Source organism: Arthrobacter sp. SDTb3-6, assembly GCF_013376095.1.
GTDB lineage: Bacteria > Actinomycetota > Actinomycetes > Actinomycetales > Micrococcaceae > Specibacter.
This window is the reverse complement of the sequence record NZ_JAAMFN010000020.1, coordinates 1-25,467: the sequence shown is the minus strand read 5'-3', so window position 1 is coordinate 25,467 and position 25,467 is coordinate 1. Positions and strand designations below refer to the sequence as shown.

Sequence of the window (25,467 nt, the reverse complement as noted above, 5' to 3'; positions counted from 1 at the left end):
CCGGCCCACCAGCACACCACCAAACTTTTTTACGAGAAACGAGAGAGCATGTCGACTCTGGAAATCAAGGACCTGCACGTCAGCATCACCACCGAGCAGGGCGTCAAGAACATCCTCAAGGGTGTCAGCCTGACCATCAAGACCGGTGAAACCCACGCCATCATGGGCCCCAACGGCTCGGGCAAGTCCACCCTGGCTTCCACCATCGCAGGGCACCCCCGCTACACCGTGGACAGCGGATCCATCACGCTTGACGGCGAAGACGTCCTGGCGATGACCGTCGACCAGCGCGCCCGCGCCGGCCTGTTCCTGGCCATGCAGTACCCCGTGGAAATCCCCGGCGTCACCATGACCAACTTCCTGCGCACCGCCAAGACGGCAATCGACGGCGAGGCCCCCAAGCTGCGCACGTGGACAAAGGACGTCAAGGAAGCCATGGCCCAGCTGCGCATCGAACCCGAATTCGCCCAGCGCAACGTCAACGAAGGCTTCTCCGGCGGCGAAAAGAAGCGCCACGAGATCCTCCAGCTCGAACTGCTCAAGCCCAAGTTCGCCATCCTGGACGAGACGGACTCCGGCCTGGACGTTGATGCGCTGAAGGTGGTCTCCGAGGGCGTCAACCGCGCCATCGCCGAGGGCGGGCTGGGCACCATGCTCATTACTCACTACACCCGCATCCTGCGGTACATCAAGCCCGACTTTGTGCACGTCTTTGTCGACGGAAACATTGCCGAGCAGGGCGGCCCCGAGCTGGCCGACCGCCTCGAGGACGAAGGCTACGACCGGTACCTGGCCGATGCCCAGGCCACGGCCTAGCCGCCGCCCCTCTTCAAGCGAAAGCGAAGAAACACACCATGACTGAGATCAGCGAAACAAGCCCCGCCGCACCCAGCGCGCAGGCAGGCCTCGAGGACGTCGAGGAGGCCCTCAAGGACGTCATTGACCCCGAACTGGGCGTCAACGTCGTCGACCTTGGCCTGCTGTACGGCCTGCGCTATGGCGAGGACGGCGCCCTGCTGCTGGACATGACGCTCACCACGGCCGCCTGCCCGCTTCAGGACGTCATCGAGGAACAGGTTGAAAACTGCCTCGGGCCCATCGTGGACGAATGGCGGATCAACTGGGTGTGGATGCCGCCGTGGGGTCCCGAGCGGATCACCGACGACGGCCGCGACCAAATGCGCGCCCTCGGCTTCAACATTTAGCACGGCACCCCGGGAACCGCCGTCGTCGCAATACCGACGACGGCGGTTCCCGGGCTTAAAAAGATGGGTCCCATGCCTTTTACCGACCAGCTCCAGCACTGGGCCCGCAAGGAACCGCAGCGGACTGCCGTCGTGGTGGGCGGGGCGCGGCTCAGCTTCGCCCAGCTTGTTGCGGAGGCCCGGGAGCACCTGCTTCCGCAGCCGGGCGTCGGCGCGGCACTGGCCGTCATTGACGAGCCCAACGGCACGCGCCTGGCGGCCCGGTTTGCCGGTGCCGTGGCCGGCCACGGCACCGCTGCCGTGCTCGACGCCGGCTGGCCCGATGCGCTGAAGGCGGCCACTGCGGCACGGGCACGGGCCTGGGCCGCCGCCCAACCCCCCACCTCCGCCGGGCCCCCGGGCTTCCACGACGGCCCGCCCGCCTCCACCTTCCTCCTGGGGTTCTCCTCCGGCACCAGCGGGGTGCCCAAGGCGTTTACGCGGTCGCGTGCGTCGTGGGAGGCGTCCTTCCGGGAAGGCGCACGCCACTTTGGCCTCACCGCGGCGGACGTGACCCTGGCACCCGGACCCATGGCCGCCAGCATGAACCTCTACGCCCTGGGCGAGGCCTTCTTCACCGGATCAACCTTTGTGTCGCTGCCGCAGTTCAGCCCGGATGCCGCCCTGCACGCCATCCGGCACGACGCCCCCACCCGGCTGGTCGCCACACCCACGGTCCTGTCCCTGCTGGCCCGGCGCGGCCTGGACACGGGCCAGGGGGCCGGGGCCCTCACATCCATCGTGTGCGCCGGCTCGGCGCTGTCCGGGGACGTCACGGAACTGGCGCAGCGGTGGGCGCCCCACGCCGTGATCCACCAGTACTACGGTGCGTCCGAGCTCGGCTTTGTCGCAGCCTCCCGGCTGGTGCCGGGCGAACCGGACTTCCCCGGGTCCCTGTGTGCCGGGTCTGCCTTCCCGGGGGCCGAGCTTTCGGTGCGCGGCTCCGACGGACTGCCCGCCGGCGCGGGGGAGTGCGGCAGCATTTACGTCCGTGGGCCCTACGTCAGCAACGGCTACGCCTGGGGCGACGACGGCCTGGCCTTCAACCTGCTGCCGGACCCCGCAGAATCCGGGGGGCCCTGGTACACGGTCCACGACCAAGGCTTTGTGGACCCGGCCGGCCGGCTGCACGTGGTGGGCCGGGCCTCGGACATGATCGTCACCGGCGGCACCAACGTGTATCCGCAACAGGTGGAGGCGGCCCTGGAACCCGCGGGCGGCCCCGGCACCGTGCTGGTGGCCGGACTGCCTGACGACGTGCGCGGGCAGCGCGTGGTTGCCGCCCTCTTTCCGGGCCCGGGCCCGGCGGGGGAGCCCCCTCTGTCCATCGAACAGTTGGTGGCCGCCTGCCGGCGGCACGCGGCGGGCCTGCCGGGCCACCAACGCCCCACCCGCTACTATGCCCTGTCCGAACAGCCGCTGACGGACCGGGGGAAGATCAGCCGGGCCCTGTTGCAGGCCTGGATCACGGAAGGGGACGCCCGTGCCCGGCGCATCTACTGACGAGGACCGCACGCCGGTCATCATAGCCGCCCGCCGGCTCGCAAACGCCAAGGCGGGCGGGGCCTACCGCGGGCTGCGGGTCCACGAACTGGCAGCCCCCGTGCTCCAGGCCGTCCTGGACGATGCCGGCGTCGACCGCGCCGCGGTGGACGACGTCATCCTCGGCAATGCCACGGGCGGCGGCGGCAACCTGGCACGCCTGTCCGCCCTGACGGCAGGGCTGCCGGACACCGTGCCCGGGCTGAGCGTGGACCGGCAGTGCGCTTCCGGGCTGGACGCAGTGGTCCTGGCCTGCCGGCTCGTCCAGGCCGGTGCCGGCACGCTGTACCTGGCCGGCGGCGCGGAAAGCATCAGCACCGCCCCGGCACGCGCCCACCGGCTGCCCGGCGGGGGGCTGGAGTTCTACGACCGGGCCCAGTTCGCGCCGCTGGACCCTGGGGATCCCGATGCGGGGGTGGCCGCGGAAAACGTGGCCGCCCGGTACGGCGTCAGCCGGGAACGCCAGGACGCCTATGCCCTGGAGAGCCACCGCAGGGCCTGCGCCGCCGCGGACCGGGGCGTGTTTGGCCAGGAGATCGTGCCCCTGGCCGGGCTCGGCGCCGACCAGGGCCCCCGCAGGGCGCTGGCCCCGCTCATGGCCCGGTTCCCAGCGGCGTTTGTGGCGGGCGGCACCGTGACCGCAGGGAATTCCTGCCCCTACAGCGACGGCGCCGCCGCCGTGGTGGTGACCACCCTGGCCAAGGCACGCGGACTGGCGGCCCACGGGCTCGTGTTCACGGGCAGCGCCACGGCGGGCACGGACCCGTCCCTGATGGGCGTGGGCGCGGCCGGCTCCACCCGGGCGCTGATGGACGCGCTGGGGGCCGGCCCGGACCGGCTGGAGGCCGGCCTGCTGGAGTTCAATGAAGCGTTTGCCGCCCAGGTCATCGCCTCTGCCGGGCTGCTGGGCCTGGATCCTGGGACCTTCAACCGCGACGGCGGGGCCCTCGCCCTGGGCCACCCCTACGGTGCCTCCGGGGCCGTCCTCGTCACCCGCCTGTATGCCCAGGCGGCGGCGCGCGCCGAGCAGGGCGTGACGGCCGTGGCCATGGTGAGTGCGGCCGGCGGGATGGGCACCAGCGCCGCCTTTGAGTGGCGCGTGTTTTAGGAGCCGGGGAAGTCCGGATCCTCGGGGAAGCCGGGGTCGCCGGGGAGATCGGGGTCGCCCAGGCCGCGGGCTGACAGCGCTTCGCCCGTGGCACGGGCGTAACCCACGGTGGCAATGACCACGGGCAGCGAGCGGGCCAGCAGGTTCCGCTCAAGGCCCCGTGCACGGGCGGCCTCGCGGACATCGCTGAAGGCCCCAATGACAAACGGAATGCTGCGCAGCATGAGGGCCACGGTGAGCGAAAACCGTTCCGGGTCGGCGCCGACGCGCTCCAGGGGGCGCACCACCGCCGCCAGGCCGTCGAGCAGCTCATCCACCGGGGTCGTGGCGGTGAGGATGTTGGCGGCCAGGACCGTGGCCACGATGGCACCCACCACCTGCCACGCCACCAGGCCGCCGTGCTGCCACCACTGGTAGGCGCCAATGAGCACCAGAAAAATCCACATCAGCTTCACGGCCCGCCCCAACCGCGCCCAGGGCAGCCCGGCCAGGGCATGGCCCGCCACCACGAAAAGCAGCACCGCAGTGGTGATCGCGGCCCCCGCGGCCACCGAGACGGCGGGGGAGGCCAGGCACAGCACGGCGGTGGCCAGCAACAGGCAGGCCTTGAGCCACAGCGGCCAGCGATGGAGGGGGGAGCGGCCCGGGATGTATCCGGCCACCAGGTGGGCGTGGCCGCGCATCAGCCCGCCAGGGCCCGGTACCGGTCCACGGCGGCCGCGGGCGGGCCGTCGAAGGCGATGCCGCCGTCGTCCACCACCAGCACCCGCCCGCAACTGGCTGCCAGGTCCAGGTCGTGGGTGGAGAGGATGACCTGCTGCGGCAGCCCGGCCAGCAGCTCGCGCAGCATCCTGGTGTTGCGCAGGTCCAGCAGGGTGGAGGGTTCGTCCAGGACCAGGATGGCAGGTTCCACGGCCAGCACGGTGGCCAGGGCCACCATCTGGCGTTCCCCGCCGGAGAGTTCATAGATGCTGTTCGAGCCCAGGTGCGCCAGTCCGTGGCTCTCCAGCAGTTCCATGGCCAGGCGGCGGCGTTCCCTTTTGGGCAGCCGGAGCCTGCGCAGGGACAGCTCCACGTCCTCCAGGGGAGTGGGCATGACGAGCTGGGAGATCGGGTCGGTGAAGACAAAGCCGACGGTGCGCCGGACGGCGGCGCCGTCCCGGGACGTGTCCAGTCCGTTCACCTGGACGGAGCCGGTGGACGGGAGCACCAGGCCGTTGAGGAGGCGCAGCAACGTGGACTTGCCTGAACCATTGGCGCCGATGACGGCTATGCGGCGATCGGACAGTTCCAGGTCCAGCGGCCTGAGGATGGTCTTGGGCCCGGCCGCGGCCGGGTCGGCGGGGTCAATCGTGACGCCCGCCCCGGCGAGGACAATCGACGTTCCGGCAGGCGCACCACGGTCCTGGGCGGAGTCTGTTCTGGGCTTCACCGGCGCCGGCGCACCAACAGGTCCGGGAAGGCGCGGTGCAGGCTCAGCGCAATGGCCACGGCCACCACGTTCTTCAGGATGTCGCCGGGCAGGAAGATGGCGTCGGCGCCAATGGCGGCCGGCAGCGCCATGCCCTTCAGGACAAACCCGATGATGCCGCAAACATGGATGACCACCATGCCGGTGAGCGCGGCCCCGAACAGGGCGGCGGCGCGGTACCGGCTGCGCACGGCCCAGGTGGCGAGCAGGCCCACCGCGGCCGCACCGAAGATGAAGCCGATGATGTAGCCGGCCGACGGGCTGGCCAGCACGGCGGGGCCGGCCCGGAAGCCGCTGAAGATCGGCAGCCCGACCAGCCCCACCAGGATGTACAGGGCCGTCGCGGCGGTGCCGCGGCCCAGGCCCAGCACCAGCCCGCACAGGCTGACCACCAGCGTCTGCAGCGTGATGGCCACGCCCAAGGGGCCCACATTGATCCCGGGCACCGCTATCGAGGCGGCCAGCAGGGCGGCGAACACGGCGATCAGGGACAGGTCCACGGCGCCCCAGCGCCGGCGGCGTGCCACCCGGCCGGGGGTCCGCGGCGCCGGCGTGCCCGGCACCGTGCCCTGGAAGTGCCCGGCGGCGGCGTGCGGCCGTGATGTTCGATTCATTGGGAGTGACTTTCCTCGCGCCGTGACCAGGGGCGGCCCGGACGTCGCTAGACTGTATAGGTTGCGCCGCGAGTGCCCAACCACAGGCAGGGTGCGTTTTGCACCACCTGCCCGCTTACTTGAAAGGTTACTACGTTGATTACGGTCCAAGACCTTGAGTTACGCGCCGGGGCGCGCCTGCTCATGGACGAAGTGTCATTTCGGATCGACAAGGGTGACAAGATCGGCCTGGTGGGGCGCAACGGCGCCGGCAAGACGACATTGACGCGTGTCCTGGCCGGCGAGGGCCTGCCGGCGGGAGGCAAGGTCACCCGCACGGGCGACATCGGCTACCTGCCCCAGGATCCGCGCACCCCGGACATGGAGCAGCTGGCCCGCGACCGCATCCTGGCGGCCCGGGACCTGGACAAGGTCATCACCAAGCTCCGGGCCGCCGAGGCGGACATGGCCAGCGACAACCCTGGCGTGCGCGACAAGGCAATGCGGCGCTACGACCGCCTGGAGAATGAGTTCCTGGCCGGCGGCGGGTATGCCGCCGAGGCCGAGGCCGCCGCGATCTCCTCCAACCTCGCCCTGCCCGAGCGGATCCTCAACCAGCCGCTGAAGACACTTTCCGGTGGCCAGCGACGCCGTGTGGAACTGGCCCGGATCCTGTTTTCCGGCGCCCAGACCATGCTCCTGGACGAACCAACCAACCACCTCGACGCCGACTCCATCGCCTGGCTGCGCGACTTCCTCAAAAGCCACCAGGGCGGGCTGATCGTCATCAGCCACGACACCGAGCTGCTGGAGGCGACCGTCAACAAGGTGTTCCACCTGGATGCCAACCGGGCCACGATCGACCAATACAACCTGGGCTGGAAAAAGTACCTGGCCCAGCGCGAGACGGACGAACGCGCCCGGCGCAGGGAACGTGCCAATGCCGAAAAGAAGGCCGGCGTGCTGATGGACCAGGCCAACAAGATGCGGGCCAAGGCCACCAAGGCCGTCGCAGCACAAAACATGGCCAAGCGTGCCGAACGGCTCCTCGCCGGGCTGGAGGACGTCCGCGCACAGGACAAGGTGGCCGCGCTGCGCTTCCCCGACCCCTCACCGTGCGGCAAGACCCCGCTGATGGCCGAGGGGCTGAGCAAGTCCTACGGCTCGCTGGAGATCTTCACCGATGTCAGCCTCGCCGTCGACCGCGGCTCCAAGGTGGTCATCCTGGGCCTCAACGGTGCCGGCAAGACCACGCTGCTGCGCATGCTCGCCGGCGTGTCCGCCCCGGACACCGGCAGGATCATCCCCGGGCACGGGCTGAAGATCGGCTACTACGCCCAGGAACACGACACCCTGGACACCTCCCGCACGGTGCTGGAAAACATGCGCGCCTCGGCAGGGAACATGAACGACGCCGAGGTGCGCGGCATCCTCGGGTCCTTCCTGTTCTCCGGCGACGACGTCAACAAGCCTGCCGGGGTCCTCTCCGGCGGTGAGAAGACGCGCCTGGCGCTGGCGACGATCGTTGCGTCTTCGGCGAATGTGCTGCTGCTCGATGAGCCCACCAACAACCTTGACCCGGCCAGCCGGGCCGAGATCCTGGGGGCGCTGAAGAACTATACGGGCGCCGTGGTGCTGGTCAGCCACGACGAAGGGGCCGTTGCGGCCCTGGACCCTGAGCGTGTGGTCCTGCTGCCTGACGGCGACGAGGACCTGTGGAGCCAGGACTACCTGGACCTGATCACGCTCGCCTGAGACGCCTCAGCGGACCGCCGTGGGGACGGCTCCCGTGATGCGGGCGAGATCCGCGTAGCTGATGGACAGCATGGCCTGGTGGCTGCCGGCGCCGGCCCACAGCACCGGATGGTGCGCCAGCCCCGTGTCAAGCAGGGCACGGATCGGGTGGCGGTGGCCCACCGGGGCCACCCCGCCCACCGGCTGCCCGGCGTGTTCCAACACGAATTCGGGGGTGGCCCGCCTGATTTTCGGCAGCTGGTGCAGGCGCGCCACAAGCTTGACGTCCACCTTCGCGGCGCCGCTGGCAAGGATCAGCAGGGGCTCTCCGGCGCACTCAAAAATCAGGCTGTTGGCGATGGCTGCCACGTCGCAGCCCAGCACGGCAGCCGCGCTGGCTGCCGTCGCCACCTTGTCGCCCACAACCACAACGGTGTCCGGCAGGCCTGCGGCCAGCAGCGCCGCACGGACCTTGGCGACGGCGGGGGCCGCGTCCAGGGCTTCCATGTTGGGATCAATGTTCACGGGCCCAGTCTAGGCCCCGGCCGGACCGGCGGCCCTGCTAGAAGCCCTGCGAGTCCAACAGGGCGTCTTCTTCCTCTTCGGCTGTGGGGCGGGCCCCGGGCTTGCGCACCTTTTTCCTGGGGCGCGGGTGGAATGGGGATCCACGGCCATAAACTTCCTCGACCGGCACCCCGGACTCGGCTGCTTCCAGGGTGTCATACTCGTCGTTGCGGCGCTGCATGCGCGCAGCGTAGCCAAAGCCGACGAAGGCCAGCACGCCAAAGCAGACCCACTGCAGGGCGTAGCTGAGGTGGGAGCCGGGGTCGATGGACGGTGCCGGGAACGGCGTCGGGTTCACGGCGGCGGCCGGCGACTCGCTGACGAGTTGGCCGTAGGCCCCCGTCTTGATCGGGTAGCCCAGCTGCGAGGCGTAGTCCTTGAGGTCAATGGAGGCTATTTGCCCGGCGGGGGCGCCACGGTCAAGCTTGGGCTCCGGCGGCCGCAACCTGGCCACGACAGTCACCGTCCCGGATTGCGGCTGGGGCACCACGTCCGGATGTCCGGGGACCTTGTTGCCAATGGGCAGCCAGCCGCGGTCGATGATGACGGTGTCGCCATTGGACAGCTTGAGCGGCACGATCACTTCATAGCCGGGCGCGCCGTTCAGGGGGCGGTTGCGGACCACCCTCTGGTCCGCCGTCAGGTAGGTCCCCTTCAGGGTGACCGGCGTCCATTCCTTGGCGGCGTCCAGGTGGTCAAAGTTCGATTTCAGCGCCTGGTAGCCGACCGGGGCGGCGGAATAGTTGTCGGTGATCTTGGCAATGTTGGCCATGGTCTCGTTGTTGCGGTTCATCTGCCAGTTGCCCAGTGCGACGCAGGCAATGGCGAACACCACGGCCACGGCGAAGTAGCCGGCCCACTTGCTGGAAAACAGGAACTTGTAGGTCTTCATGGATCAGGCGGGCCCCTCGGGCGTCATCGGCAGGGTTTCTTTCCACAGGGAACGCTCCTGGAGGTAGTCCTGGAGCCAGGCGGCGTGTTCGTCACAGGCCAGCCAGGTCTTGCGCCGTTCCGGCGTGTGGATCTTCGGGTTGTTCCACAGCAGCAAGGTGGTGGCCGTGTTGCGGCATCCCTTGCGGGAGCACACCGCCCCGGCAGGCTGCGGCCCGGTCATGTCCAACAGGTTCAATGCGAGGTCCCTCCCGGAGTGGATCCATTCCCTGGCACCGGTCCGTCGGCCCCGCCGTCGGCCTCGTCGTCGTCCGCGAGTTCACCGTGGAGCACCTCGGGGGACCCGTCGTCGTCGAGTTCGTCGGTGAGTTCATACAGGGGGGCGCCGTCCAACAGGCTGACGGTTTCCTGGTGGTTGGTGTCCGAGCCGCCGTTGGCAATGATCACTGCAATCCACGGCAGGACGACGGCGCCGACCATGGGCACCAGCTTGTACCAGCCGTCAACGACGAAGATCAGCCCGATGCACACCATGCGGATGCTCATCGCAACGGAGTACTTGACAAACCTGTCATGCATCTCCCGGCTGTGCGCCTCCTGGGCGTTGGTGATCGACTGCACCTCGGGTACGGCGGAACTGTGCCGGTAGCGTTTCCGGTGCGGGGCGCCGGGGGATGGCATGGTTGATCGGTCTTTCATCACACTCCAAGGGACACTTCCATCATCCCACTGCCGCGGTGCACCGCCAAAAGGGCCAAGTGTGTGGGCATGGCGCTTTCACCGTAGGATTCAATCCGAGCCAAAAAACTTGGAGGAATACATGAATGCACCACAAAGTGCACCCGCCCAGGGCCGCAGCGTCCTGGTCACCGGCGGCAACCGGGGGATCGGCCTGGCCATTGCGCAGGCCTTCCTGGCCAACGGGGACAAGGTGGCCGTCACGTTCAGGAGCCCTTCCGAACTGCCGGCCGGCATCCTGGGGGTCCAGGCCGACGTGACCGATGCCGCGTCCATCGACGCGGCCTTCAGGCAGGTCGAGGCGGACCACGGACCGGTCGAGGTGCTGGTGGCCAACGCCGGCATTACCAAGGACACGTTGCTGCTGCGCATGAGTGAAGACGATTTCACCTCGGTCGTGGACACAAACCTCACCGGCGCCTTCCGCGTCATCAAGCGGGCCTCCAAGGGCATGATCCGGCTCCGGAAGGGCCGCGTGGTGCTGATTTCCTCGGTCGTGGGACTGTACGGTTCCCCGGGGCAGGTCAACTACGCCGCGTCCAAGGCCGGCCTGGTCGGGATTGCCCGCTCGCTCACCCGCGAACTCGGATCCCGCGGCATCACGGCCAACGTGGTGGCACCGGGCTTCATCAGCACGGACATGACCGGCGCCCTGCCGGAGGAAACCCAAAAGCAGTACCTCTCCACCATCCCGGCCGGCCGCTTTGCATCCCCCGCGGAAGTGGCCAACGTGGTCCGATGGATTTCCAGCGACGAGGCGGCCTACATTTCCGGCGCCGTCATCCCGGTCGACGGCGGACTGGGCATGGGCCACTAGGCCGCACGACACCCCACCAATTTTGCGAAACAAAGGAATGCATATGGGAAAGCTTGACGGAAAGACAGCAATTGTTACCGGGTCCTCCCGCGGGGTCGGTGCCGATGTGGCCAAGTACCTGGCCGCGGAAGGAGCCGCGGTGGTGGTCAATTACCGCCAGAAGGCACCCCGGGCCAACAAGGTGGTCGCCCAGATCACCGAAGCCGGCGGCCGGGCCGTGGCCGTGGGCGCGGACCTGACCACCCAGGAAGGCGTGCAGGCACTGGTCAGCGCCGCCATGGAAAACTTTGGCTCGCTGGACCTGCTGGTCCTCAATGCCTCCGGCGGCATGGAGTCCGGCATGGCGGAGAACTACGCCCTGCAGCTCAACCGCGATGCCCAGGTCAACCTGCTCAAGTCCGCCCTGCCCCTCATGAAGCCGGGATCCCGTGTGGTGTTCGTCACCAGCCACCAGGCGCACTTCATTGAAACCGTGCCCACCATGCCCGAGTATGAGCCGGTGGCCAAGAGCAAGCGCGCTGGCGAGGACGCCCTGCGCGCACTGATCCCGGGCCTGTCCGAGGAGGACATCTCCCTGGTGGTGGTCTCCGGGGACATGATTGAAGGCACCGTCACCGCCACGCTGCTGGACCGTGCCAACCCCGGCGCCATTGAGGCCCGCCGGGCCGAGGCCGGCCGCCTGTACTCCGTGGCGGAGTTTGCCGCGGAAATCGCCAAGATGGCCACGGCCGACGTCGAGACCGGCCACACCGAATACGTGGGCGGCGCGGACTACTTCAAGTAGGCGCCAGCTACTCGCCGGGGATGCCGGCCAGCGCCAGCGCCACGTCCAGGTTGGGCAGGTTGATCTGGGCGTCGGCCACGGCGCGGACGGCCGGCTTGGCGTTGAAGGCGACGCCCAGGGCGGCGGCGGCCATCATGTCAAGGTCGTTGGCGCCGTCGCCGATCGCCATGGTGGCGTCCGCGCCGATGCCCGCGGCTGCACTCCACGAACGCAGCGAGGCCGCCTTGGCGGCGCGGTCAACCACGGCGCCGGAAACCCGGCCGGTGAGCCTGCCCCCGACAATTTCAAGGTCGTTGGCCAGGGCAAAGTCCAGCCCCAGCCGTGCCGCCAGCGGCGCCAGGATTTGCGAGAAGCCGCCGGACACCGCCGCCACGGTGTGTCCGGCCGCCTTCGCGCGCACGACCAGCCGTTCCGCGCCGACGGACAATTGGATCTTCGCCCCCACCTCGGCAAGCACGCTTTCCGGCAGCCCGGCCAGCGTGGCCACGCGGTGGTGCAGGCTCTGGGCGAAATCCAGTTCCCCGCGCATGGCGGCCGCGGTCACCTTGGCCACCTCCGCCTCCATGCCTGCATGGGCGGCCAGCAGCTCGATGACCTCCTGCTGGATCAGCGTCGAATCGACGTCCATGATGATGAACTTGCGCTCCGCGTCGCGCAGGGTGTTCGGCACCACGGCCGTGTCCACGCCCTCGACGGCGGCCGCGGCCAGGGAAGTGCGCAGGCGCGCGACGACGTCGCCGGTGTCATTTCCGGCCGCCGCCAGGGCGAAGGTGGTGCAGTCGAAGCCCGGGTGGCCCTCGGCGCATTCGGCACGGATTTCCACGCCGTTGGACGCCAGCACGGCGCGGATCTGTTGGAGGGCTGCGGGAGGGAGCGTCTGGCCGTAGCTGACCGCTGTCAAGGTGGAGGGCATGGGCCAATTCTAGCCAAGGCCCGGGCCGCCCGGCGCATGCCGGTGGCGGGCCGGCCCGGCAGGGGCGCACAGTTCGCGTTGGCTGGCCTGCGTGCCCTAGGCTCAGTGGTTATGAGTGAAGTTTTGGGTTTGGCCGGTGTCAGCGTGGTCCGCGGCACCAAAACACTGTTGGATTCCGTTGATTGGCAGGTGGCCGAGGGCGAACGCTGGGTGGTCCTGGGGCCGAACGGCGCGGGCAAGAGCACCCTGCTACAGATTGCCGGCGCCCGCATGCACCCCACCCGCGGCGTGGCGGGCATCCTGGACGAGGTGCTCGGCGCCGTCGACGTCTTTGAACTTCGCCCGCGGATCGGCCTGGCCTCCGCCACGCTGGCCAACCAGATCCCGGAACACGAAAAGGTCCTCAACGTGGTGGTGACGGCCTCCTATGGCGTGACCGGGCGCTGGCGTGAGGCCTATGAGCGCGACGACGAACGCCGGGCCTTCCGCCTGCTCGAGGACTGGGGCATGTCCACCTTCCTGAACCGGCCGTTCGCCTCCCTCAGCGAGGGCGAACGCAAGCGTGTCCAGATTGCCCGCGCCCTCATGAGCGACCCCGAATTGCTGTTGCTGGACGAGCCAGGCGCAGGCCTTGACCTGGCCGGCCGCGAGGACCTGGTCCACCGCCTGAGCGAACTGGCCGCCGATCCGCTGGCCCCGTCCACGGTCCTGGTCACCCACCACCTGGAGGAAGTCCCGCCGGGCTTCACCCATGCCCTGCTGCTGCGCGACGGCGGCATCGTGGCCCAGGGCCCCATCGACGCGGTGCTGACCGAGGAAAACCTCAGCGCCACGTTCGGCCTGCCCCTGGCCGTGACCAGCAACGGCGGCCGCTACACCGCCACCGCCCGCCACTAGCGGTGCGGTTCGCCACCGGACCCGGAACAGCCCGACCGTGATCATCCACCTGGAGGACCCGGCGGATCCTCGCGTCAGCGACTACACGTCGCTGACGGACGTCCAGCTGCGCAAGATGCGTGAGCCGGCCGAAGGCATGTACATTGCCGAGAGTTCGCGGGTGCTGCGGCGCGCGCTCGACGCCGGCCACCGGCCGCGCTCCTTCTTCATGGCGGAGAAGTGGCTCCCGGAACTTGCCGACGTCATTGACGCCCACCCGGACGTCCCCGTCTTTGTGGGCACGGCCCGCATGCTGGAGGACATCACCGGCTTCCACCTGCACCGCGGCGCCATGGCCGCCATGCACCGCCCTGCCCCGGCGGACATCCCCACCCTGCTGGCTGGCGCCCGCCGGGTGGCGGTGCTGGAGGACATCGTGGACCACACCAACATCGGCGCCATCTTCCGCTCCGCAGCGGCCTTGGGCGTGGACGCCGTGCTGGTCAGTCCCCGCTGCGGCGATCCGCTGTACCGCCGCAGCATCCGCGTCAGCATGGGCGCCGTCTTCCAGGTGCCGTGGGCCCGGCTGCCCGCCTGGCCCGCGGGGATGGACCTGCTGCGCTCGGCGGGATTTACGACAGCGGCCCTCGCCCTGAAGCCCGATTCGCTCACCATCTCCCAGCTCGCCGGCCGCCACGATGCGAAGCTGGCCCTCATCCTGGGCACCGAGGGTGACGGGCTCGGCGCGGCTACGGTGGCGGAGGCCGACCACACCGTCCTGATCCCCATGTATGCCGGGGTGGACTCGCTGAACGTTGCCGCGGCCAGCGCCGTGGCGTTCTTCGCCACGCAGTCCGGGCCAGGCGTGCAGGCGTAGGCTGGCTGCATGAAAATCGGCGATGTCATTGCAGACTTTGAACTGCAGGACCAGCACGGCACGCCGCGCAGGCTCTCCGCGCTGGCCGCCAACGGACCCCTGGTCATCTTTTTCTATCCCCTGGCCGGCAGTGGCGGGTGCACCAAAGAGGCCTGCCATTTCCGGGACCTGGCGCAGGAATTTGCCGCCGCGGGCGCCTCGGTGGTGGGCATCAGCACCGATTCACCGCAGCGGCAGCTGGCCTTTGCCACCGAAAACCACCTGGGTTTTCCCCTGCTGAGCGACCCCCGGGGGGAGGTGGCCGAACTCTTTGGTGTGCGCCGCCACCTGCTGGCCAGGTCACTGCCCACCAAGCGGGCAACGTTCATTGTGGACCCCTCACTGGCCGTGCAGTTCCAGGTTTCGAGCGAGACCAACATGGACGTCCACGCCGACCAGGCCCTGGCCGCGCTGACGGAACGTGGCTGAGCCTGGCCGCCGGCTTGGAAAATGCGGCCCGCAACCGGTAATGTTTACAGCTGGCCCGTGTGGCCATAACATTCATCAGTCTGGCAAAAACCAGACGATCACATTCAGAGGTAAACCGTGAAGCAGAACACCCACCCCAAGTACGAAGCCATTGTCTTCAACGACCTGGCCTCCGGCACCAAGTTCCTGACGCGCTCCACCGCCACGTCGGAGAAGACCATCGAGTGGGAAGACGGCAACACCTACCCCGTCATCGACGTCGAAATCTCCTCCGAGTCGCACCCGTTCTACACGGGCAAGCAGCGCATCATGGACAGCGCCGGCCGCGTGGAGCGCTTCAACGCCCGCTTTGCAGGCTTCGGCAAGAAGTAAATACTTCCGCCCCCACGTTTCCCAAGGCAGGCCCCCACCATGGTGGGGGCCTGCCTTGTATGTGGGCCTGCCTTGTCCATGTGCCAGCCTTGGGTGTTGGCCAGGCGCGCCTTGCCTGCTGCCCGCCACCGGCGGCCGTGCCGCCCTTTTGCGCGGTTAGGGCTTTAGTTGGGAAACTGAGGTCATGGGAACTCAACTGCATGGGGAATACAAGGTCCACGGCGGCAAATTGGTGGTGGTCGACCTTGACGTCGCGGAGGGGAGGCTGGCGAACGTTTCCGTCAGCGGCGACTTCTTCCTGGAACCCGACGACGCCCTCGGGGACATCAACGCGGCCCTGACCGGACTGTCCGCCGACCTCCCGGCCCAAGACCTCGCCGACGCCGTCACGGCGGGCCTGGACGACGGCGTGGTGCTCTTCGGCTTTTCCGCCCAGGCCGTCGCCATCGCCGTGCGCCGCGCCCTGGCCAAGGCGAGCAGCTGGCTGGACCACGACTGGGACATCATCGCCCCCACCGTCCTGCCCACGGCCGTCAACGTTGCCCTTGACGAGGTGCTGGCGGAGGCAGTGGGCGCCGGGCGCCGCAATCCCACGTTGCGGTTCTGGGACTGGGACGAGCCCTCCGTGGTGATTGGCAGCTTCCAGTCGGTGCGCAACGAACTGGACCCGGCCGGCGTCGAAAAGTACGGCATCAACGTGGTGCGCCGGATCAGCGGCGGCGGGGCCATGTTCATGGAGGCCGGCAACTGCATCACCTATTCCCTCTATCTTCCGCAAGGCCTCGTGGACGGGCTGTCCTTTGAGGATTCCTACAAGTTCCTGGACAACTGGGTCATGGCAGCGCTGGAGTCGATTGGCGTGCAGGCGTTTTACGTCCCGCTCAACGACATCGCCACCGACCAGGGCAAGATCGGCGGGGCGGCCCAAAAGCGTTTCAGCAACGGCGCGATGCTCCACCATGTCACCATGAGCTATGACATCGACGCGGACAAAATGGTCCAGGTCCTGCGCATTGGCAAGGAAAAGCTCTCCGACAAGGGCACCCGCTCGGCGAAGAAGCGGGTGGACCCGTTGAGGCGGCAGACCGGGCTGTCCCGGACAGATATCCTGGCCCGCATGGCCGGCACCTTCACCGCACGCTACAACGCCACGCCGTCGGAACTGACCGCCGGGGAGCTCGCCGAGGCCGCCCGGCGGGTGGAAGGCAAGTTTGGCACGCAGGCCTGGCTGAACCGGATCCCGTGAACGGCGGATCGCGCCCGGGGCCCCGTGCGGCGGCGCTGCTCCGGAGCTGGTGGCAGCACCAGCCCCCGGGCGCCTTCGCCTTCGTCATGGCGACCGGCATTGTCTCCGGGGCGCTGCAGGACGCGGGCTGGGACATCGCCGGCACGGTGCTGCTCTGGGTGGCCGCCGCCGGGCTGGTGGTGCTGTCCGCAGGCCTCGCCGGCCGGCTGGCCACCCGCCGGAACCATGCGGTGGCCGACTTCAGCAACCCCCATGCCGGTTTCGGCTACCTGACAAGCGTTGCCGCCCTGAACGTGGTGGGCGCGGGCTTCCACCCCATCCTGCCGGCGGTCACGTGGACGCTGGGCCTCATCAGCCTCCCGCTGTGGCTGTTCCTGGCATACGGGATTCCGCTGTCCATGATTGTGCGCACGGAGCGGGGGAGGTGTGGCCGTTCGCGGCTGCTGCCCGTGGATGGCACCTGGTTCCTGTGGGTGGTCTCCACCCAGTCGCTGGCCGTCGCCGCGGCCACCCTGGCCACCGGCTCCGGTTCCATCCACCTGCTCAGTGCCGCAGCCCTCGCCTTCTGGGGCATCGGCGTCATGCTCTACCTGACACTGACGACCTTGGTGATCCTGCACCTGCTCACGGCCAGGGAACTGCACGGCGGCATCGTCCCGGCAAACTGGATCTTCATGGGTGCCACCGCCATCACGGTGCTCGCCGGCGCCCTGATCCTGAGACTGCCCGGGAACCTCCCAGTCGTGGAGCTCACGGCACCGGCCGTGGGCGGCGTGAGCTACCTGCTGTGGGCGTACGGGCTGTGGTGGACGCCGTTGCTCCTGGCCTACGGCCTGTGCCGGCTCATCCTGTGGCATGTGCCGTTGAAGTACGCCGGATCGCTGTGGCTGATCGTGTTCCCCCTGGGGATGTTCTCCGTGGCCACGTTCCACTTTGGCCAGGAGAACCGCCTGCCGCTCATGGCGCAGCTGGGGCTGTGGGCGGACTGGGTTGCCGTGGCAGCCTGGCTGCTGGTCGCGGCCGGCGGGGCGGCGGCGGGTGTGGCACGGCTGCGCCGGTCCGGACCCTAGCTTGCTGCGGCCTGCGCCTTGAGGGACCTGACCAGGTGGTCCCGCTGTTCCAACAGCAGGCGGCGCAGCCCGGCGGCGGCGTGCGTGTTGGCGGCCAGCCAGGCATCCGTGCGCAGCACCACGGGGTGTGCCAGCGGGGCCGACCCCGGTGCCAGGTCCTGGTGTGCCGGAAACAGCCCCCTGACAATCCTGCCGGCAATCTCAATGCTGCGGGATTCCCACACCTCGTTCAACGCCGCAAAATACGGTTCCACGTACGGGTCGGGCAGCCCATGGCCGCCCACCATGAAGCCCTCGATGGTGGCACCGAGCAGTTCGTTGGTCAGGGACGTGCCGGCCACTGCCTCCGCCCACGCCGCGGCCTTGGCAGCGGGTTCGGGCCGCGCCGCCACCGCCGTGGTCCAGGCGGCGCGTGTCTCCGCCGTCATCCTGCGCGCCAATTCCCCGTCCAGCTCCGCCATGTCCGCTTCACCGCGGGCAGCCAGGGCCTGCCACAGCAGCCAGCGCAGCTCCGTGTCGACATCCAGCCCGTCAGGCACGCGGTCGCCGGCCAGCAGCGCCTTGATGTGTGCCGTGGGAGCGTCGGTGCTGCGTCCCAGCGCCGCCAGGGCCCGCGCCCACACCAGCTGTTCGTCGCTGCCCGGGGCTGCCGCCGCCAGGTGGTGTTCGACGGCGGCCAGCAGTTGCGCCTGCACCCCGTCCCGCGCTGCGGGCGCGGCGTAGTTCCCGGCCGCGAAGCACGCGTTGTCGGCCAGGGTCTGCAGGAGCGCGATGTCGGCTTCGCCGGCCGCGTGCCGGCACACGGCCCCAATGTAGGTGCCGGCAGGCAGCAGCGCATCCCGGACGGCGTTCCACAAGGCCGACCAGACCAGGCTGCGTGCCAGCGGGTCCTCGATGGCACCCAGCGAGGCCAGCGACGTTGCCAGGGACGTGGGATCGAGGCGCACCTTGGCATAGCTGAGGTCCTGGTCGTTGACCAGGACGAGGGCCGGTGCCGGCTGTCCGGCCAGTTCGGGCACGTCCGTCACCGGCCCGGCCACGTCCACAACGGCCGAATGGGTGCGCACCAGCCGTCCGGCGTCGTCCACGGACGCACCGAAGTTAAACAGGCCAACGGACAGGCGGTGCGGGCGGAGGGCGGGAAGTCCGGTGACAGGGTCCACGGCCTCCTGGGCAATGGAGAAGGAGGCGACGGTGCCGTCCGTGACGGTGAGGGCGGGCGTGAGCGTGGAGATCCCTGCGGTCTGGAGCCAGCTGGCGGCCCACCGGGCAAGGTCGCGGCCCGAGGCGGCGCCCAGTGGCTGCAGCAGGTCGTCCAGGGAGGTGTTGGCGTACTCGTGGGTGCGGAAGTATTCGCGTGAGCCCGCGATGAAGGCGTCCCGGCCCACGTAGGCTACCAGCTGCTTGAGCACGGAGGCACCCTTGGCGTAGGTGATGCCGTCAAAGTTCTGCTTGGCGGCCTCCAGGTGCGCAATGTCGGCGACAATGGGGTGCGTGGTGGGCAGCTGGTCCTGGACATAGGCCCAGGCCTTGCGGCGGCTGGCGAAGAGCGTCCAGGACTTCTTGCCCCAGCCGGTTGCGTCGGCAACGGCCAGGTGGCCCATGAAGTCCGCGAAGGATTCCTTCAGCCACAGGTCGTCCCACCAGCCCATGGTCACCAGGTCGCCAAACCACATGTGCGCCATCTCGTGCATGATGGTGTTGGCCCGCTGCTGGTATTGGGTGTCCGTGGCCCGCGAGGTGTGGATGTAGGACTCGGTGAAGGTGACCAGGCCGGGATTTTCCATGGCACCGAGGTTGTATTCGGGCACGAACGCCTGGTCGTACTTGCCGAACGGGTAGGGGTAGTCAAACAGTTCGTTGAAATAGGCCAGGCCGGCCTTCGTCACCTCAAAAATCGGGTCGGTGTCAAAGTTGGCGGCCAGTGAAGTGCGGCAATAGGCGGTCAGCGGTACGTCCAGCTGCATGCCTGCGTGGGCGCTCTCCGGGCCAAACGTCATGGAGAAATGGTCCGAGACCTTGAAATAGGGGCCGGCCAGCAGGGTGGTGATGTAGGTGGAGATCGGCAGCGTGGGCGCAAAGTCCCAGCATCCCGAAACGGAGCCGTCCTGGACGTCGGCGTCAACCTCGGCGTAACCGGCGACGGTTTGGTTGGACGCCACTTCCCAGCGGGCGGGCGCCGTGACGTGGAAGGTGAACGGTGCCTTGAGGTCGGGCTGTTCAAAGTTGGCGAACACGCGGCGGGCGTCGGCCGGTTCATATTGCGTGTAGGTGTAAATCCGGCCGTCGGCGGGGTCCTGGAAGCGGTGCAGGCCTTCGCCGCTGGTGGAGTATGCGGCGGTGGCGCGGACAACCACCTCGTTTTCCGGGGCGAGCCCGGGCAGGACTATCCGGGCGTCCTGCACCACCTTGGCAACGTCCAGTTCAACCCCGTTGAGCACCACCGACTCGATGCCCAGGCCGATGAAGTCCAGGAAGGTTCCGGCCCCTGCCTCGGCACAGCTGAAGGAGATGGTGCTTTGGGTGGCAAACCCGGGATCTGCCAGGTTTTCTGCGTTGCTGATGTCCACCCGGACGTCGTAGGAATGGACGCTGACCAGGGATTTCCGTGTGGCCGCTTCGTCACGGCTGAGGTTTGAATTCGACACCAGTTCATTCAACCACGGACCTCCGACGCGCCCGCACTGCGCGGCCCCCAATGCGGACCCTACGGCCCCATGAGGCGGACGGCCCCAAAGGCAAGAGCCGCAATGAGCGCCCACGAGCACAGCGCCATGACGGTGGCCCGCGCACCGGTCTTGAAGAGCTGGCGCACGCGCACCGAGGCACCAAGGCCAAAGAGGGCCGCCCCCAGCGCAATGTCCTGCGCCGTGGACCCGGCGGCCACGGCGCAGGCCGGCAGCCAGCCGCTGGTCCGCAGCAGGATCATGGCCAAAAAGCCCAGCACGAACAGCGGCACGACGGGCGGGAACTTCACCTTGCCGGCCGCCCCGGCCACGGCCTGGGCCGCGTTGCCGCGAAGCCGGTGCCGGCGTCGTTCGAGTACGCCCACGACCCCGACGATGGGGGCGAGCAGCACCACGCGGGTGAGCTTGATGATGATGGCCGCGGCCAGCGCCACCGGCCCGGCGGTCTGGGCGGTTGCCACGACCTGTCCCACGTCGTGGACGCCGGCGCCCACCCACTGGCCAAAGTGCAGCGCGTCCAGGCCGAGGGGGTTCATCAGCAGCGGGAGGACACCGATGGCGAGCGTGCCGCACAGCGTGACGAGGGCAACCGGCAGCACGGTGTCACGGTGCTTGGTGCCCCTGACGGCGGCCATGGCACCGATCGCCGAAGCGCCGCAAATCGAAAAGCCGGTGGCAATCAGGAGGGGGAGGTCGCCGTCGAGCCTGAACAGCCTGCCCAGGGCATAGATGCCGGCAAAGCTGAGCAGCACCAGGGCCACCACCACTCCCACCGTGGTCCAGCCCAGCGCCGCGATGTCGCCCAGGCTCAGCTTCAGGCCCAGGAAGACAATGCCCACGCGCATGAGGTGTTTGCCGGCAAAGTTCAGGCCGGCGCGCAGCGGCCCTTCGCACAGGGCAGAGGTTCCCGGAAGGTTGACCGCCACAATGCCAAGCACGACGGCGATGGTCATCGCCGGCATCATCGGCACCACGGCGTGGACGGCCAACGCTACGGCCACGGCGGCGAGTGCTGCCGCCAGCCCGGGGAGCAGGGGAGCGGTGCGTGCCCGCAGGGTGTCCGGGGCTGCCTTCAGCTCCCCTACCACGGGCTCGGCCTGTAGTCCTTGAGGAATACGCCGTATTGGTCCTCCCCGGACTCGCCCATGACGATGGGGTCGTAGACGCGTGCCGCGCCGTCGACCAGGTCCAGCGGCGCGTGAAAGCCCTCCTCGGCGAGGCGGACCTTCGTGAAGTGGGGGCGTTCATCTGTGATCCAGCCGGTGTCCACGGCGGTCATGAGGATGCCGTCCGTGTCCAGCATTTCCTGGGCGCTGGTGCGGGTGAGCATGTTGAGGGCGGCCTTGGCCATGTTGGTGTGCGGGTGGCCGGGTCCCTTGTAGGCACGGGAGAACTGGCCCTCCATGGCGGAGACGTTGACAATGTATTTGCGGCGGGCGGGGGAGGCCGCCATCGCCGGCCGCAGGCGGGAAACCAGCAGGAACGGCGCGGTGACGTTGCACAGCTGCACTTCCAGCATTTCCAGCGGGTCCACCTCGTCCACCACCTGGGTCCAGCTGTTGACGGAGGCGACGTCGGGCACCAGCCCGCCGGCGTCAATGGCGGTGCCGGCCGCCACGCGTTCCAGCGACGCCGAGCCCATGGACAGGGCCAGCGCGGCAATCTCATCCCCGCCCAGCTGCGGATGCGCGGCAATCTGGCCTGCCAGCGCAAGGGGATGCTTGTCGTGCGCGTGCCCAAAGGTCAGCAGTTCGGGCATGGGGGAGTCGTCCGGCAGCGGCTCCAGCTCGGCGTCGACCAGGGGCTTGTAGGCATTGCCGGAGCGCCTCACGGTCTGTGCTGCATTGTTGATGATGATGTCCAGCGGGCCGGCCTCATTGAGGGAGTCCGTCAGGGCAATGACCTGTGCCGGATCGCGCAGGTCGATTCCCACAATGCGGAGCCGGTGCAGCCAGTCGCTGCTGTCTTCCATGGCAGCGAAACGGCGCGCGGCATCCTTGGGAAAGCGCGTGGTGATGGTGGTGTGGGCGCCGTCCCGCAACAGCCGCAGGGCAATGTACATGCCGATCTTGGCCCGGCCGCCCGTCAGCAGGGCGCGCTTGCCACCGAGGTCCGTGCGGGCGTCCCGCTTGGAATGGTTGAAGGCTGCGCATTCCGGGCAGAGCTGGTGGTAGAAGGCGTCCACCTGCGTGTAGTGCTGTTTGCAGATGTAGCAGGGGCGGGAACGCTGCAGCGTTCCCGCCACCGCCCCGGTCGCGGAAGGCTTGAGTTTGTTACCCCGGGTTTCGTCGTCAATGCGGTCCGGGGCGGCGGTGGCGGTTTTTGCCAGCACCGCCCGGTCCGCATCGTTTACGGCATCCCTTTTAACATTCCGGCGGTATCTTTTTACGGCCTTGAACATTTTCCCGGTGGCCCGGCGGATTTTTACATAGTCCGGATTTTCTTCGTCATAAACATGAATGTTTTCCAAAACTTTAATGCAATTTTGGATTTCTTCGGGGGTCAGTTCAACAGCGCTCACTCCACAATTTTAGCCCGTTCACCGTTGGCTGCCGACCCGCGTGCTGCGCCGGCACCGGCTCCGGCGTCCGCCCGGGGCGCAGAGCCGTTGGCCATCCGCTGCCCCTCCCCTTGCCCGTCAAGCTTTTCGTTCGGATCCCGGTGCCCGGCAATGGCCTGTTGCAGGGCGGCGGGCAGCCCGGCGGCGGCGGCCTTGCCCAGGGCCAGCTCGCGCTCATCCGGCGCCGGAACCACTTGTCCCTTGCGGAGCACGGTCAGGCCCGATTCGGTGACCGCGAAGCCACGGGCGAGGTCCAGTTTCGGGTCCACGCCGATCGTGGCCCCGGCGGGAATGCGGACGGCCTTGTCGATGATGGCCCGTCTCACCACGGCACCTGCGCCCACCACCACGCCGTCCATGACCACCGAGTCGATCACGCGTGCACCGGCTCCGACGAACACGTCGTTGGAGAGCACTGAGCTTTCCACCACGCCTCCGGAAACCACCACGCCCGGCGCCACGATTGAATCCAGGGCCGTTCCCACCTCGTTGTTCTGGCCATGGACAAACTTTGCCGGCGGCGAGGTCGTGTTGCGGGTGTAGATCGGCCAGGACCTGTTGTAGAGGTTGAAGACCGGCAGCGGCGAGATCAGGTCCATGTGGGCGTCGTAGTAGGAGTCGATTGTCCCCACGTCCCGCCAATAGTTGCGGTCCCTGTCCGTGGCGTCGGGGATGTCGTTGGTGGTGAAGTCATAGACGTATGCTTCGCCGCGGTCCACGAAGTGCGGGATGATGTCCCCGCCCATGTCATTTTTGGTATCGCTCTTGATGGCGTCCTCCTCAAGCGCCTCAACCAGGGCATCGGTGTCAAAGACATAATTGCCCATGGACGCCAGGAACTGGTCGGGGGCTTCGGGCAGGCCCGGCGTCGATGCCGGCTTTTCCACGAAGGCTGAGATCTTGTGTGCCCCGGTGACGCCGGTGTCCGTGGCGGTGTCCACCTCGATGACGCCGAACTGGTCGGCCATGTTGAGCGGCTGCCGCACGGCCGCAACGGTGGCCCGGGCCCCGGACTTGATGTGGCTTTGGACCATCTGCTCAAAATCCATGCGGTACACGTGGTCGGCTCCCACCACCACCACAATGTCCGGTGCCGCGTCCACAATCAGGTTCATCGACTGGTAGATCGCATTGGCGCTTCCCAGAAACCAGCTCTTGCCGCGTCGCTGCTGCGCCGGCACGCTGGCCACGTAGTTGCCCAGCTGGGTGGACATCCGCCACGTCTGCGAGATGTGCTGATCCATGCTGTGGGACTTATATTGCGTCAGCACCACGATTTTCAAGTACCCGGAATTCACCAAGTTTGACAGCGCGAAATCAACGAGCCGGAACCCTGCAAAAGGAACTGCAGGCTTGGCCCGATCTGTTGTCAAGGGCATCAAACGTTTGCCCTCACCGCCCGCCAATACAATTGCAAGTACTTTTTTGACAGACATGCCCCAACCTCCAACAGCTTAAAATTGCCTAGAATTAGTCCCCGCGAACGGGTCCATGTCCTTCACACTAGAACAACGTGTTGGAAGACACTACATTGGGATCGTGCGTATCGATATTGTGACTAAGGAATTTCCACCCGAAATATACGGCGGGGCCGGCGTCCACGTCGCCGAGCTCAGCCGCGTCCTGGCCGAGAAGGTGGACCTGCGGGTCCATGCCTTTGGCGCGGACCGCGACCCTGACTTCCACGGCGCCACCGTGTCGAGTTATGGGAACCTTCCCGAACTGGACGGTGCCAACCCCGCCATGCAGACGCTGGGAGTGGACCTGCAGATCGTGCCGGACATTGCCGGGGCGGACTTGGTGCACTCGCACACCTGGTACGCCAACATGGCCGGGCATCTGGCGTCGCTGCTCCACGGAATTCCCCACGTACTCAGCGCCCACAGCCTGGAACCGCTGCGCCCCTGGAAGGCGGAGCAGCTCGGCGGCGGCTACGCCCTCTCGTCCTGGGTGGAGAAGACCGCCTACGAGGCAGCGGCGGCCATCATTGCCGTGTCCGATGGCATGCGTCAGGACATCCTGCGCAGCTACCCCGACGTCGACCCGGACAAGGTCAAGGTGATCCACAACGGCATCGATGTGGAGGCCTGGCAGCGGGACGGGAAGGACGACGTCGTCCGTACCCTCGGCATTGATCCTTCCCGTCCCAGCGTGGTGTGGGTGGGGCGGGTCACCCGGCAAAAAGGTGTTCCGTACTTGTTGAAGGCGGCCGCGGAACTTCCGCCGGAAGTACAGCTGGTCCTGTGCGCTGGTGCCGCCGACACGCCTGAGCTGGGCGCAGAAGTGAATTCGCTCATTGACGGACTCAAGGCCCAGCGCGACGGTGTCATTGTCATCGAACGCATGCTGCCGCGCCATGAACTGATCCAGGTGCTCAGCCATGCGACCGTTTTTGCCTGCCCGTCGATTTACGAGCCCCTCGGCATCGTGAATCTCGAGGCGATGGCCTGCGGCGCGGCTGTCGTGGCCAGCGCGACTGGTGGCATCCCGGAAGTTGTCGCCCACGGTGAAACCGGGCTCCTGGTGCCCTTGGAACAGCTTGCCGATGGCACCGGGACGCCCCTGGACCCGGACAAGTTTGTTGCCGACTTTGCCAAGGCCCTGGTTGAAGTGGTGGGCGACCCCGTCCGTGCCCGCTCGATGGGGGAGAAAGGCCGCGTCCGGGCTCAGCAGAACTTTTCTTGGGAGTCCATTGTTGAGAAGACCCTGGACGTATACCGAAGCGTGCTCCCCAAGTAGGTTCCTAGACCCCGTCCGGTAACAGGCCATCGATCGGCGCCCGTATTCAACCTTGGGTCCGCGATTCATGCCTGTCCTGAGTTGGCCGTCCGGCTGGTCCTGGGTTTGCCGCCCTGTTGGTCGGGTGCCCTGCACCCGGCTGGCTCTGCGGCGGCGTTACGGCCAGTGGTGGC

Annotated in this window: 26 protein-coding genes; 14 read left to right on the top strand and 12 right to left on the bottom strand. The window is 68.0% G+C overall.

The window, feature by feature from the left end; genetic code table 11:
• Positions 1–48: 48 nt before the first annotated feature.
• The 4 genes from sufC (at position 49) to G6035_RS11155 (ending at position 3,894) form a co-directional block, all read left to right on the top strand.
• Positions 49–816 carry a Fe-S cluster assembly ATPase SufC gene (sufC, locus tag G6035_RS11170; protein WP_176617166.1) on the top strand — a complete coding sequence of 256 codons (768 nt, stop codon included), beginning with the start codon at positions 49–51 and terminating at the stop codon, positions 814–816.
• Between the two features lie 38 nt (positions 817–854).
• Positions 855–1,205, top strand: a complete 351-nt coding sequence (locus G6035_RS11165) for a metal-sulfur cluster assembly factor (RefSeq protein WP_176617165.1) — start codon at positions 855–857, stop codon at positions 1,203–1,205.
• A gap of 72 nt (positions 1,206–1,277) precedes the next feature.
• A complete protein-coding gene (locus tag G6035_RS11160; RefSeq protein ID WP_176617164.1) occupies positions 1,278–2,747 on the top strand; it encodes a class I adenylate-forming enzyme family protein in 1,470 nt (489 codons plus the stop codon).
• Entirely contained in the window at positions 2,728–3,894 is a 1,167-nt protein-coding gene (locus G6035_RS11155) for a thiolase family protein (protein ID WP_176617163.1), read from the top strand. The genes G6035_RS11160 and G6035_RS11155 overlap by 20 nt, the downstream gene beginning before the upstream one ends.
• Here G6035_RS11155 and G6035_RS11150 read toward each other — a convergent pair.
• Genes G6035_RS11150 through G6035_RS11140 form a run of 3 tightly spaced genes read right to left on the bottom strand, consistent with a single transcriptional unit; the run spans position 3,891 to position 5,979 of the window.
• A complete protein-coding gene (locus tag G6035_RS11150) occupies positions 3,891–4,577 on the bottom strand; it encodes an energy-coupling factor transporter transmembrane protein EcfT (RefSeq protein WP_176617162.1) in 687 nt (228 codons plus the stop codon). The genes G6035_RS11155 and G6035_RS11150 overlap by 4 nt on opposite strands.
• Positions 4,577–5,272, bottom strand: coding sequence for an ABC transporter ATP-binding protein (locus tag G6035_RS11145; protein WP_176617215.1), 696 nt, complete (start codon positions 5,270–5,272; stop codon positions 4,577–4,579). Before G6035_RS11145 ends, G6035_RS11150 begins: the two co-directional genes overlap by 1 nt.
• 50 nt (positions 5,273–5,322) lie before the next feature.
• Complete coding sequence (locus tag G6035_RS11140; RefSeq protein ID WP_176617161.1) at positions 5,323–5,979, bottom strand: biotin transporter BioY; 657 nt, start codon at positions 5,977–5,979, stop codon at positions 5,323–5,325.
• Positions 5,980–6,114: 135 nt separating this feature from the next.
• On the opposite strand from G6035_RS11140, the gene abc-f reads away from it, so the two are divergent.
• The gene (abc-f, locus tag G6035_RS11135) at positions 6,115–7,713 is read left to right on the top strand and encodes a ribosomal protection-like ABC-F family protein (RefSeq protein WP_176617160.1); all 1,599 of its coding nucleotides are present in this window, start codon (positions 6,115–6,117) and stop codon (positions 7,711–7,713) included.
• A gap of 6 nt (positions 7,714–7,719) precedes the next feature.
• On the opposite strand, the gene G6035_RS11130 is transcribed toward abc-f, so the two are convergent.
• From G6035_RS11130 to G6035_RS11115, 4 genes are read right to left on the bottom strand one after another with little or no spacing between them, the layout of a single operon-like run.
• The gene (locus tag G6035_RS11130; protein ID WP_176617214.1) at positions 7,720–8,199 is read right to left on the bottom strand and encodes a YbaK/EbsC family protein; all 480 of its coding nucleotides are present in this window, start codon (positions 8,197–8,199) and stop codon (positions 7,720–7,722) included.
• A gap of 55 nt (positions 8,200–8,254) precedes the next feature.
• Entirely contained in the window at positions 8,255–9,148 is an 894-nt protein-coding gene (locus G6035_RS11125; RefSeq protein ID WP_176617159.1) for an SURF1 family protein, read from the bottom strand.
• A gap of 3 nt (positions 9,149–9,151) precedes the next feature.
• Entirely contained in the window at positions 9,152–9,370 is a 219-nt protein-coding gene (locus G6035_RS11120; protein ID WP_176617213.1) for an acetone carboxylase, read from the bottom strand.
• A gap of 11 nt (positions 9,371–9,381) precedes the next feature.
• Complete coding sequence (locus G6035_RS11115; RefSeq protein WP_176617158.1) at positions 9,382–9,846, bottom strand: DUF3099 domain-containing protein; 465 nt, start codon at positions 9,844–9,846, stop codon at positions 9,382–9,384.
• A 121-nt stretch (positions 9,847–9,967) separates the two neighbouring features.
• Here G6035_RS11115 and G6035_RS11110 point away from each other — a divergent pair, with 121 nt between their 5' ends.
• Both G6035_RS11110 and G6035_RS11105 read left to right on the top strand, forming a co-directional pair.
• Complete coding sequence (locus tag G6035_RS11110) at positions 9,968–10,702, top strand: beta-ketoacyl-ACP reductase (protein WP_176617157.1); 735 nt, start codon at positions 9,968–9,970, stop codon at positions 10,700–10,702.
• 43 nt (positions 10,703–10,745) lie between these two features.
• Positions 10,746–11,486, top strand: coding sequence for an SDR family oxidoreductase (locus tag G6035_RS11105; RefSeq protein WP_176617156.1), 741 nt, complete (start codon positions 10,746–10,748; stop codon positions 11,484–11,486).
• Positions 11,487–11,493: 7 nt separating this feature from the next.
• Here the strand turns inward: G6035_RS11105 and serB are convergent, their stop codons facing one another.
• Entirely contained in the window at positions 11,494–12,399 is a 906-nt protein-coding gene (serB, locus tag G6035_RS11100) for a phosphoserine phosphatase SerB (protein WP_176617155.1), read from the bottom strand.
• A 111-nt stretch (positions 12,400–12,510) separates the two neighbouring features.
• Here serB and G6035_RS11095 point away from each other — a divergent pair, with 111 nt between their 5' ends.
• The 6 genes from G6035_RS11095 (at position 12,511) to G6035_RS11070 (ending at position 17,308) form a co-directional block, all read left to right on the top strand.
• Positions 12,511–13,296 (top strand): ABC transporter ATP-binding protein, encoded by a 786-nt coding sequence (locus tag G6035_RS11095; protein ID WP_176617154.1) that lies wholly within the window; start codon positions 12,511–12,513, stop codon positions 13,294–13,296.
• 37 nt (positions 13,297–13,333) lie between these two features.
• Positions 13,334–14,152 carry an RNA methyltransferase gene (locus tag G6035_RS11090; RefSeq protein ID WP_256883612.1) on the top strand — a complete coding sequence of 273 codons (819 nt, stop codon included), beginning with the start codon at positions 13,334–13,336 and terminating at the stop codon, positions 14,150–14,152.
• A 9-nt stretch (positions 14,153–14,161) separates the two neighbouring features.
• Positions 14,162–14,620 carry a peroxiredoxin gene (locus G6035_RS11085; protein WP_176617153.1) on the top strand — a complete coding sequence of 153 codons (459 nt, stop codon included), beginning with the start codon at positions 14,162–14,164 and terminating at the stop codon, positions 14,618–14,620.
• A gap of 117 nt (positions 14,621–14,737) precedes the next feature.
• On the top strand, positions 14,738–14,992 hold the full coding sequence (locus tag G6035_RS11080; protein WP_176617152.1) for a type B 50S ribosomal protein L31: 255 nt from the start codon (positions 14,738–14,740) through the stop codon (positions 14,990–14,992).
• Between the two features lie 184 nt (positions 14,993–15,176).
• Complete coding sequence (locus G6035_RS11075; protein ID WP_176617151.1) at positions 15,177–16,238, top strand: biotin/lipoate A/B protein ligase family protein; 1,062 nt, start codon at positions 15,177–15,179, stop codon at positions 16,236–16,238.
• Positions 16,235–17,308 carry a tellurite resistance/C4-dicarboxylate transporter family protein gene (locus G6035_RS11070; protein WP_176617150.1) on the top strand — a complete coding sequence of 358 codons (1,074 nt, stop codon included), beginning with the start codon at positions 16,235–16,237 and terminating at the stop codon, positions 17,306–17,308. Before G6035_RS11075 ends, G6035_RS11070 begins: the two co-directional genes overlap by 4 nt.
• Here the strand turns inward: G6035_RS11070 and pepN are convergent.
• From pepN to glgC, 4 genes are read right to left on the bottom strand one after another with little or no spacing between them, the layout of a single operon-like run.
• Entirely contained in the window at positions 17,305–19,956 is a 2,652-nt protein-coding gene (pepN, locus tag G6035_RS11065; protein WP_176617149.1) for an aminopeptidase N, read from the bottom strand. The two genes, G6035_RS11070 and pepN, sit on opposite strands and share 4 nt — an antisense overlap.
• Before the next feature lie 59 nt (positions 19,957–20,015).
• Positions 20,016–21,083 (bottom strand): YeiH family protein, encoded by a 1,068-nt coding sequence (locus G6035_RS11060; protein WP_371130977.1) that lies wholly within the window; start codon positions 21,081–21,083, stop codon positions 20,016–20,018.
• Complete coding sequence (locus G6035_RS11055; protein ID WP_176617148.1) at positions 21,077–22,516, bottom strand: SDR family oxidoreductase; 1,440 nt, start codon at positions 22,514–22,516, stop codon at positions 21,077–21,079. Before G6035_RS11055 ends, G6035_RS11060 begins: the two co-directional genes overlap by 7 nt.
• On the bottom strand, positions 22,513–23,991 hold the full coding sequence (gene glgC, locus G6035_RS11050; protein ID WP_176617147.1) for a glucose-1-phosphate adenylyltransferase: 1,479 nt from the start codon (positions 23,989–23,991) through the stop codon (positions 22,513–22,515). Before glgC ends, G6035_RS11055 begins: the two co-directional genes overlap by 4 nt.
• A 103-nt stretch (positions 23,992–24,094) precedes the next feature.
• On the opposite strand from glgC, the gene glgA reads away from it, so the two are divergent.
• Positions 24,095–25,294, top strand: a complete 1,200-nt coding sequence (glgA, locus tag G6035_RS11045; protein ID WP_371130975.1) for a glycogen synthase — start codon at positions 24,095–24,097, stop codon at positions 25,292–25,294.
• The last annotated feature ends 173 nt before the right edge of the window (positions 25,295–25,467 follow it).

Bases quoted from the DNA above. Each gene is read 5' to 3' on its own strand.
- sufC (WP_176617166.1), top strand. From the start codon at position 49: ATGTCGACTCTGGAAATCAAGGACCTGCACGTCAGCATCACCACCGAG.
- G6035_RS11165 (WP_176617165.1), top strand. From the start codon at position 855: ATGACTGAGATCAGCGAAACAAGCCCCGCCGCACCCAGCGCGCAGGCA.
- G6035_RS11160 (WP_176617164.1), top strand. From the start codon at position 1,278: ATGCCTTTTACCGACCAGCTCCAGCACTGGGCCCGCAAGGAACCGCAG.
- G6035_RS11150 (WP_176617162.1), bottom strand. From the start codon at position 4,577: ATGCGCGGCCACGCCCACCTGGTGGCCGGATACATCCCGGGCCGCTCC.
- G6035_RS11140 (WP_176617161.1), bottom strand. From the start codon at position 5,979: ATGAATCGAACATCACGGCCGCACGCCGCCGCCGGGCACTTCCAGGGC.
- G6035_RS11130 (WP_176617214.1), bottom strand. From the start codon at position 8,199: ATGGAAGCCCTGGACGCGGCCCCCGCCGTCGCCAAGGTCCGTGCGGCG.
- G6035_RS11125 (WP_176617159.1), bottom strand. From the start codon at position 9,148: ATGAAGACCTACAAGTTCCTGTTTTCCAGCAAGTGGGCCGGCTACTTC.
- G6035_RS11120 (WP_176617213.1), bottom strand. From the start codon at position 9,370: ATGACCGGGCCGCAGCCTGCCGGGGCGGTGTGCTCCCGCAAGGGATGC.
- G6035_RS11115 (WP_176617158.1), bottom strand. From the start codon at position 9,846: ATGAAAGACCGATCAACCATGCCATCCCCCGGCGCCCCGCACCGGAAA.
- G6035_RS11110 (WP_176617157.1), top strand. From the start codon at position 9,968: ATGAATGCACCACAAAGTGCACCCGCCCAGGGCCGCAGCGTCCTGGTC.
- G6035_RS11105 (WP_176617156.1), top strand. From the start codon at position 10,746: ATGGGAAAGCTTGACGGAAAGACAGCAATTGTTACCGGGTCCTCCCGC.
- serB (WP_176617155.1), bottom strand. From the start codon at position 12,399: ATGCCCTCCACCTTGACAGCGGTCAGCTACGGCCAGACGCTCCCTCCC.
- G6035_RS11095 (WP_176617154.1), top strand. From the start codon at position 12,511: ATGAGTGAAGTTTTGGGTTTGGCCGGTGTCAGCGTGGTCCGCGGCACC.
- G6035_RS11085 (WP_176617153.1), top strand. From the start codon at position 14,162: ATGAAAATCGGCGATGTCATTGCAGACTTTGAACTGCAGGACCAGCAC.
- G6035_RS11075 (WP_176617151.1), top strand. From the start codon at position 15,177: ATGGGAACTCAACTGCATGGGGAATACAAGGTCCACGGCGGCAAATTG.
- glgC (WP_176617147.1), bottom strand. From the start codon at position 23,991: ATGTCTGTCAAAAAAGTACTTGCAATTGTATTGGCGGGCGGTGAGGGC.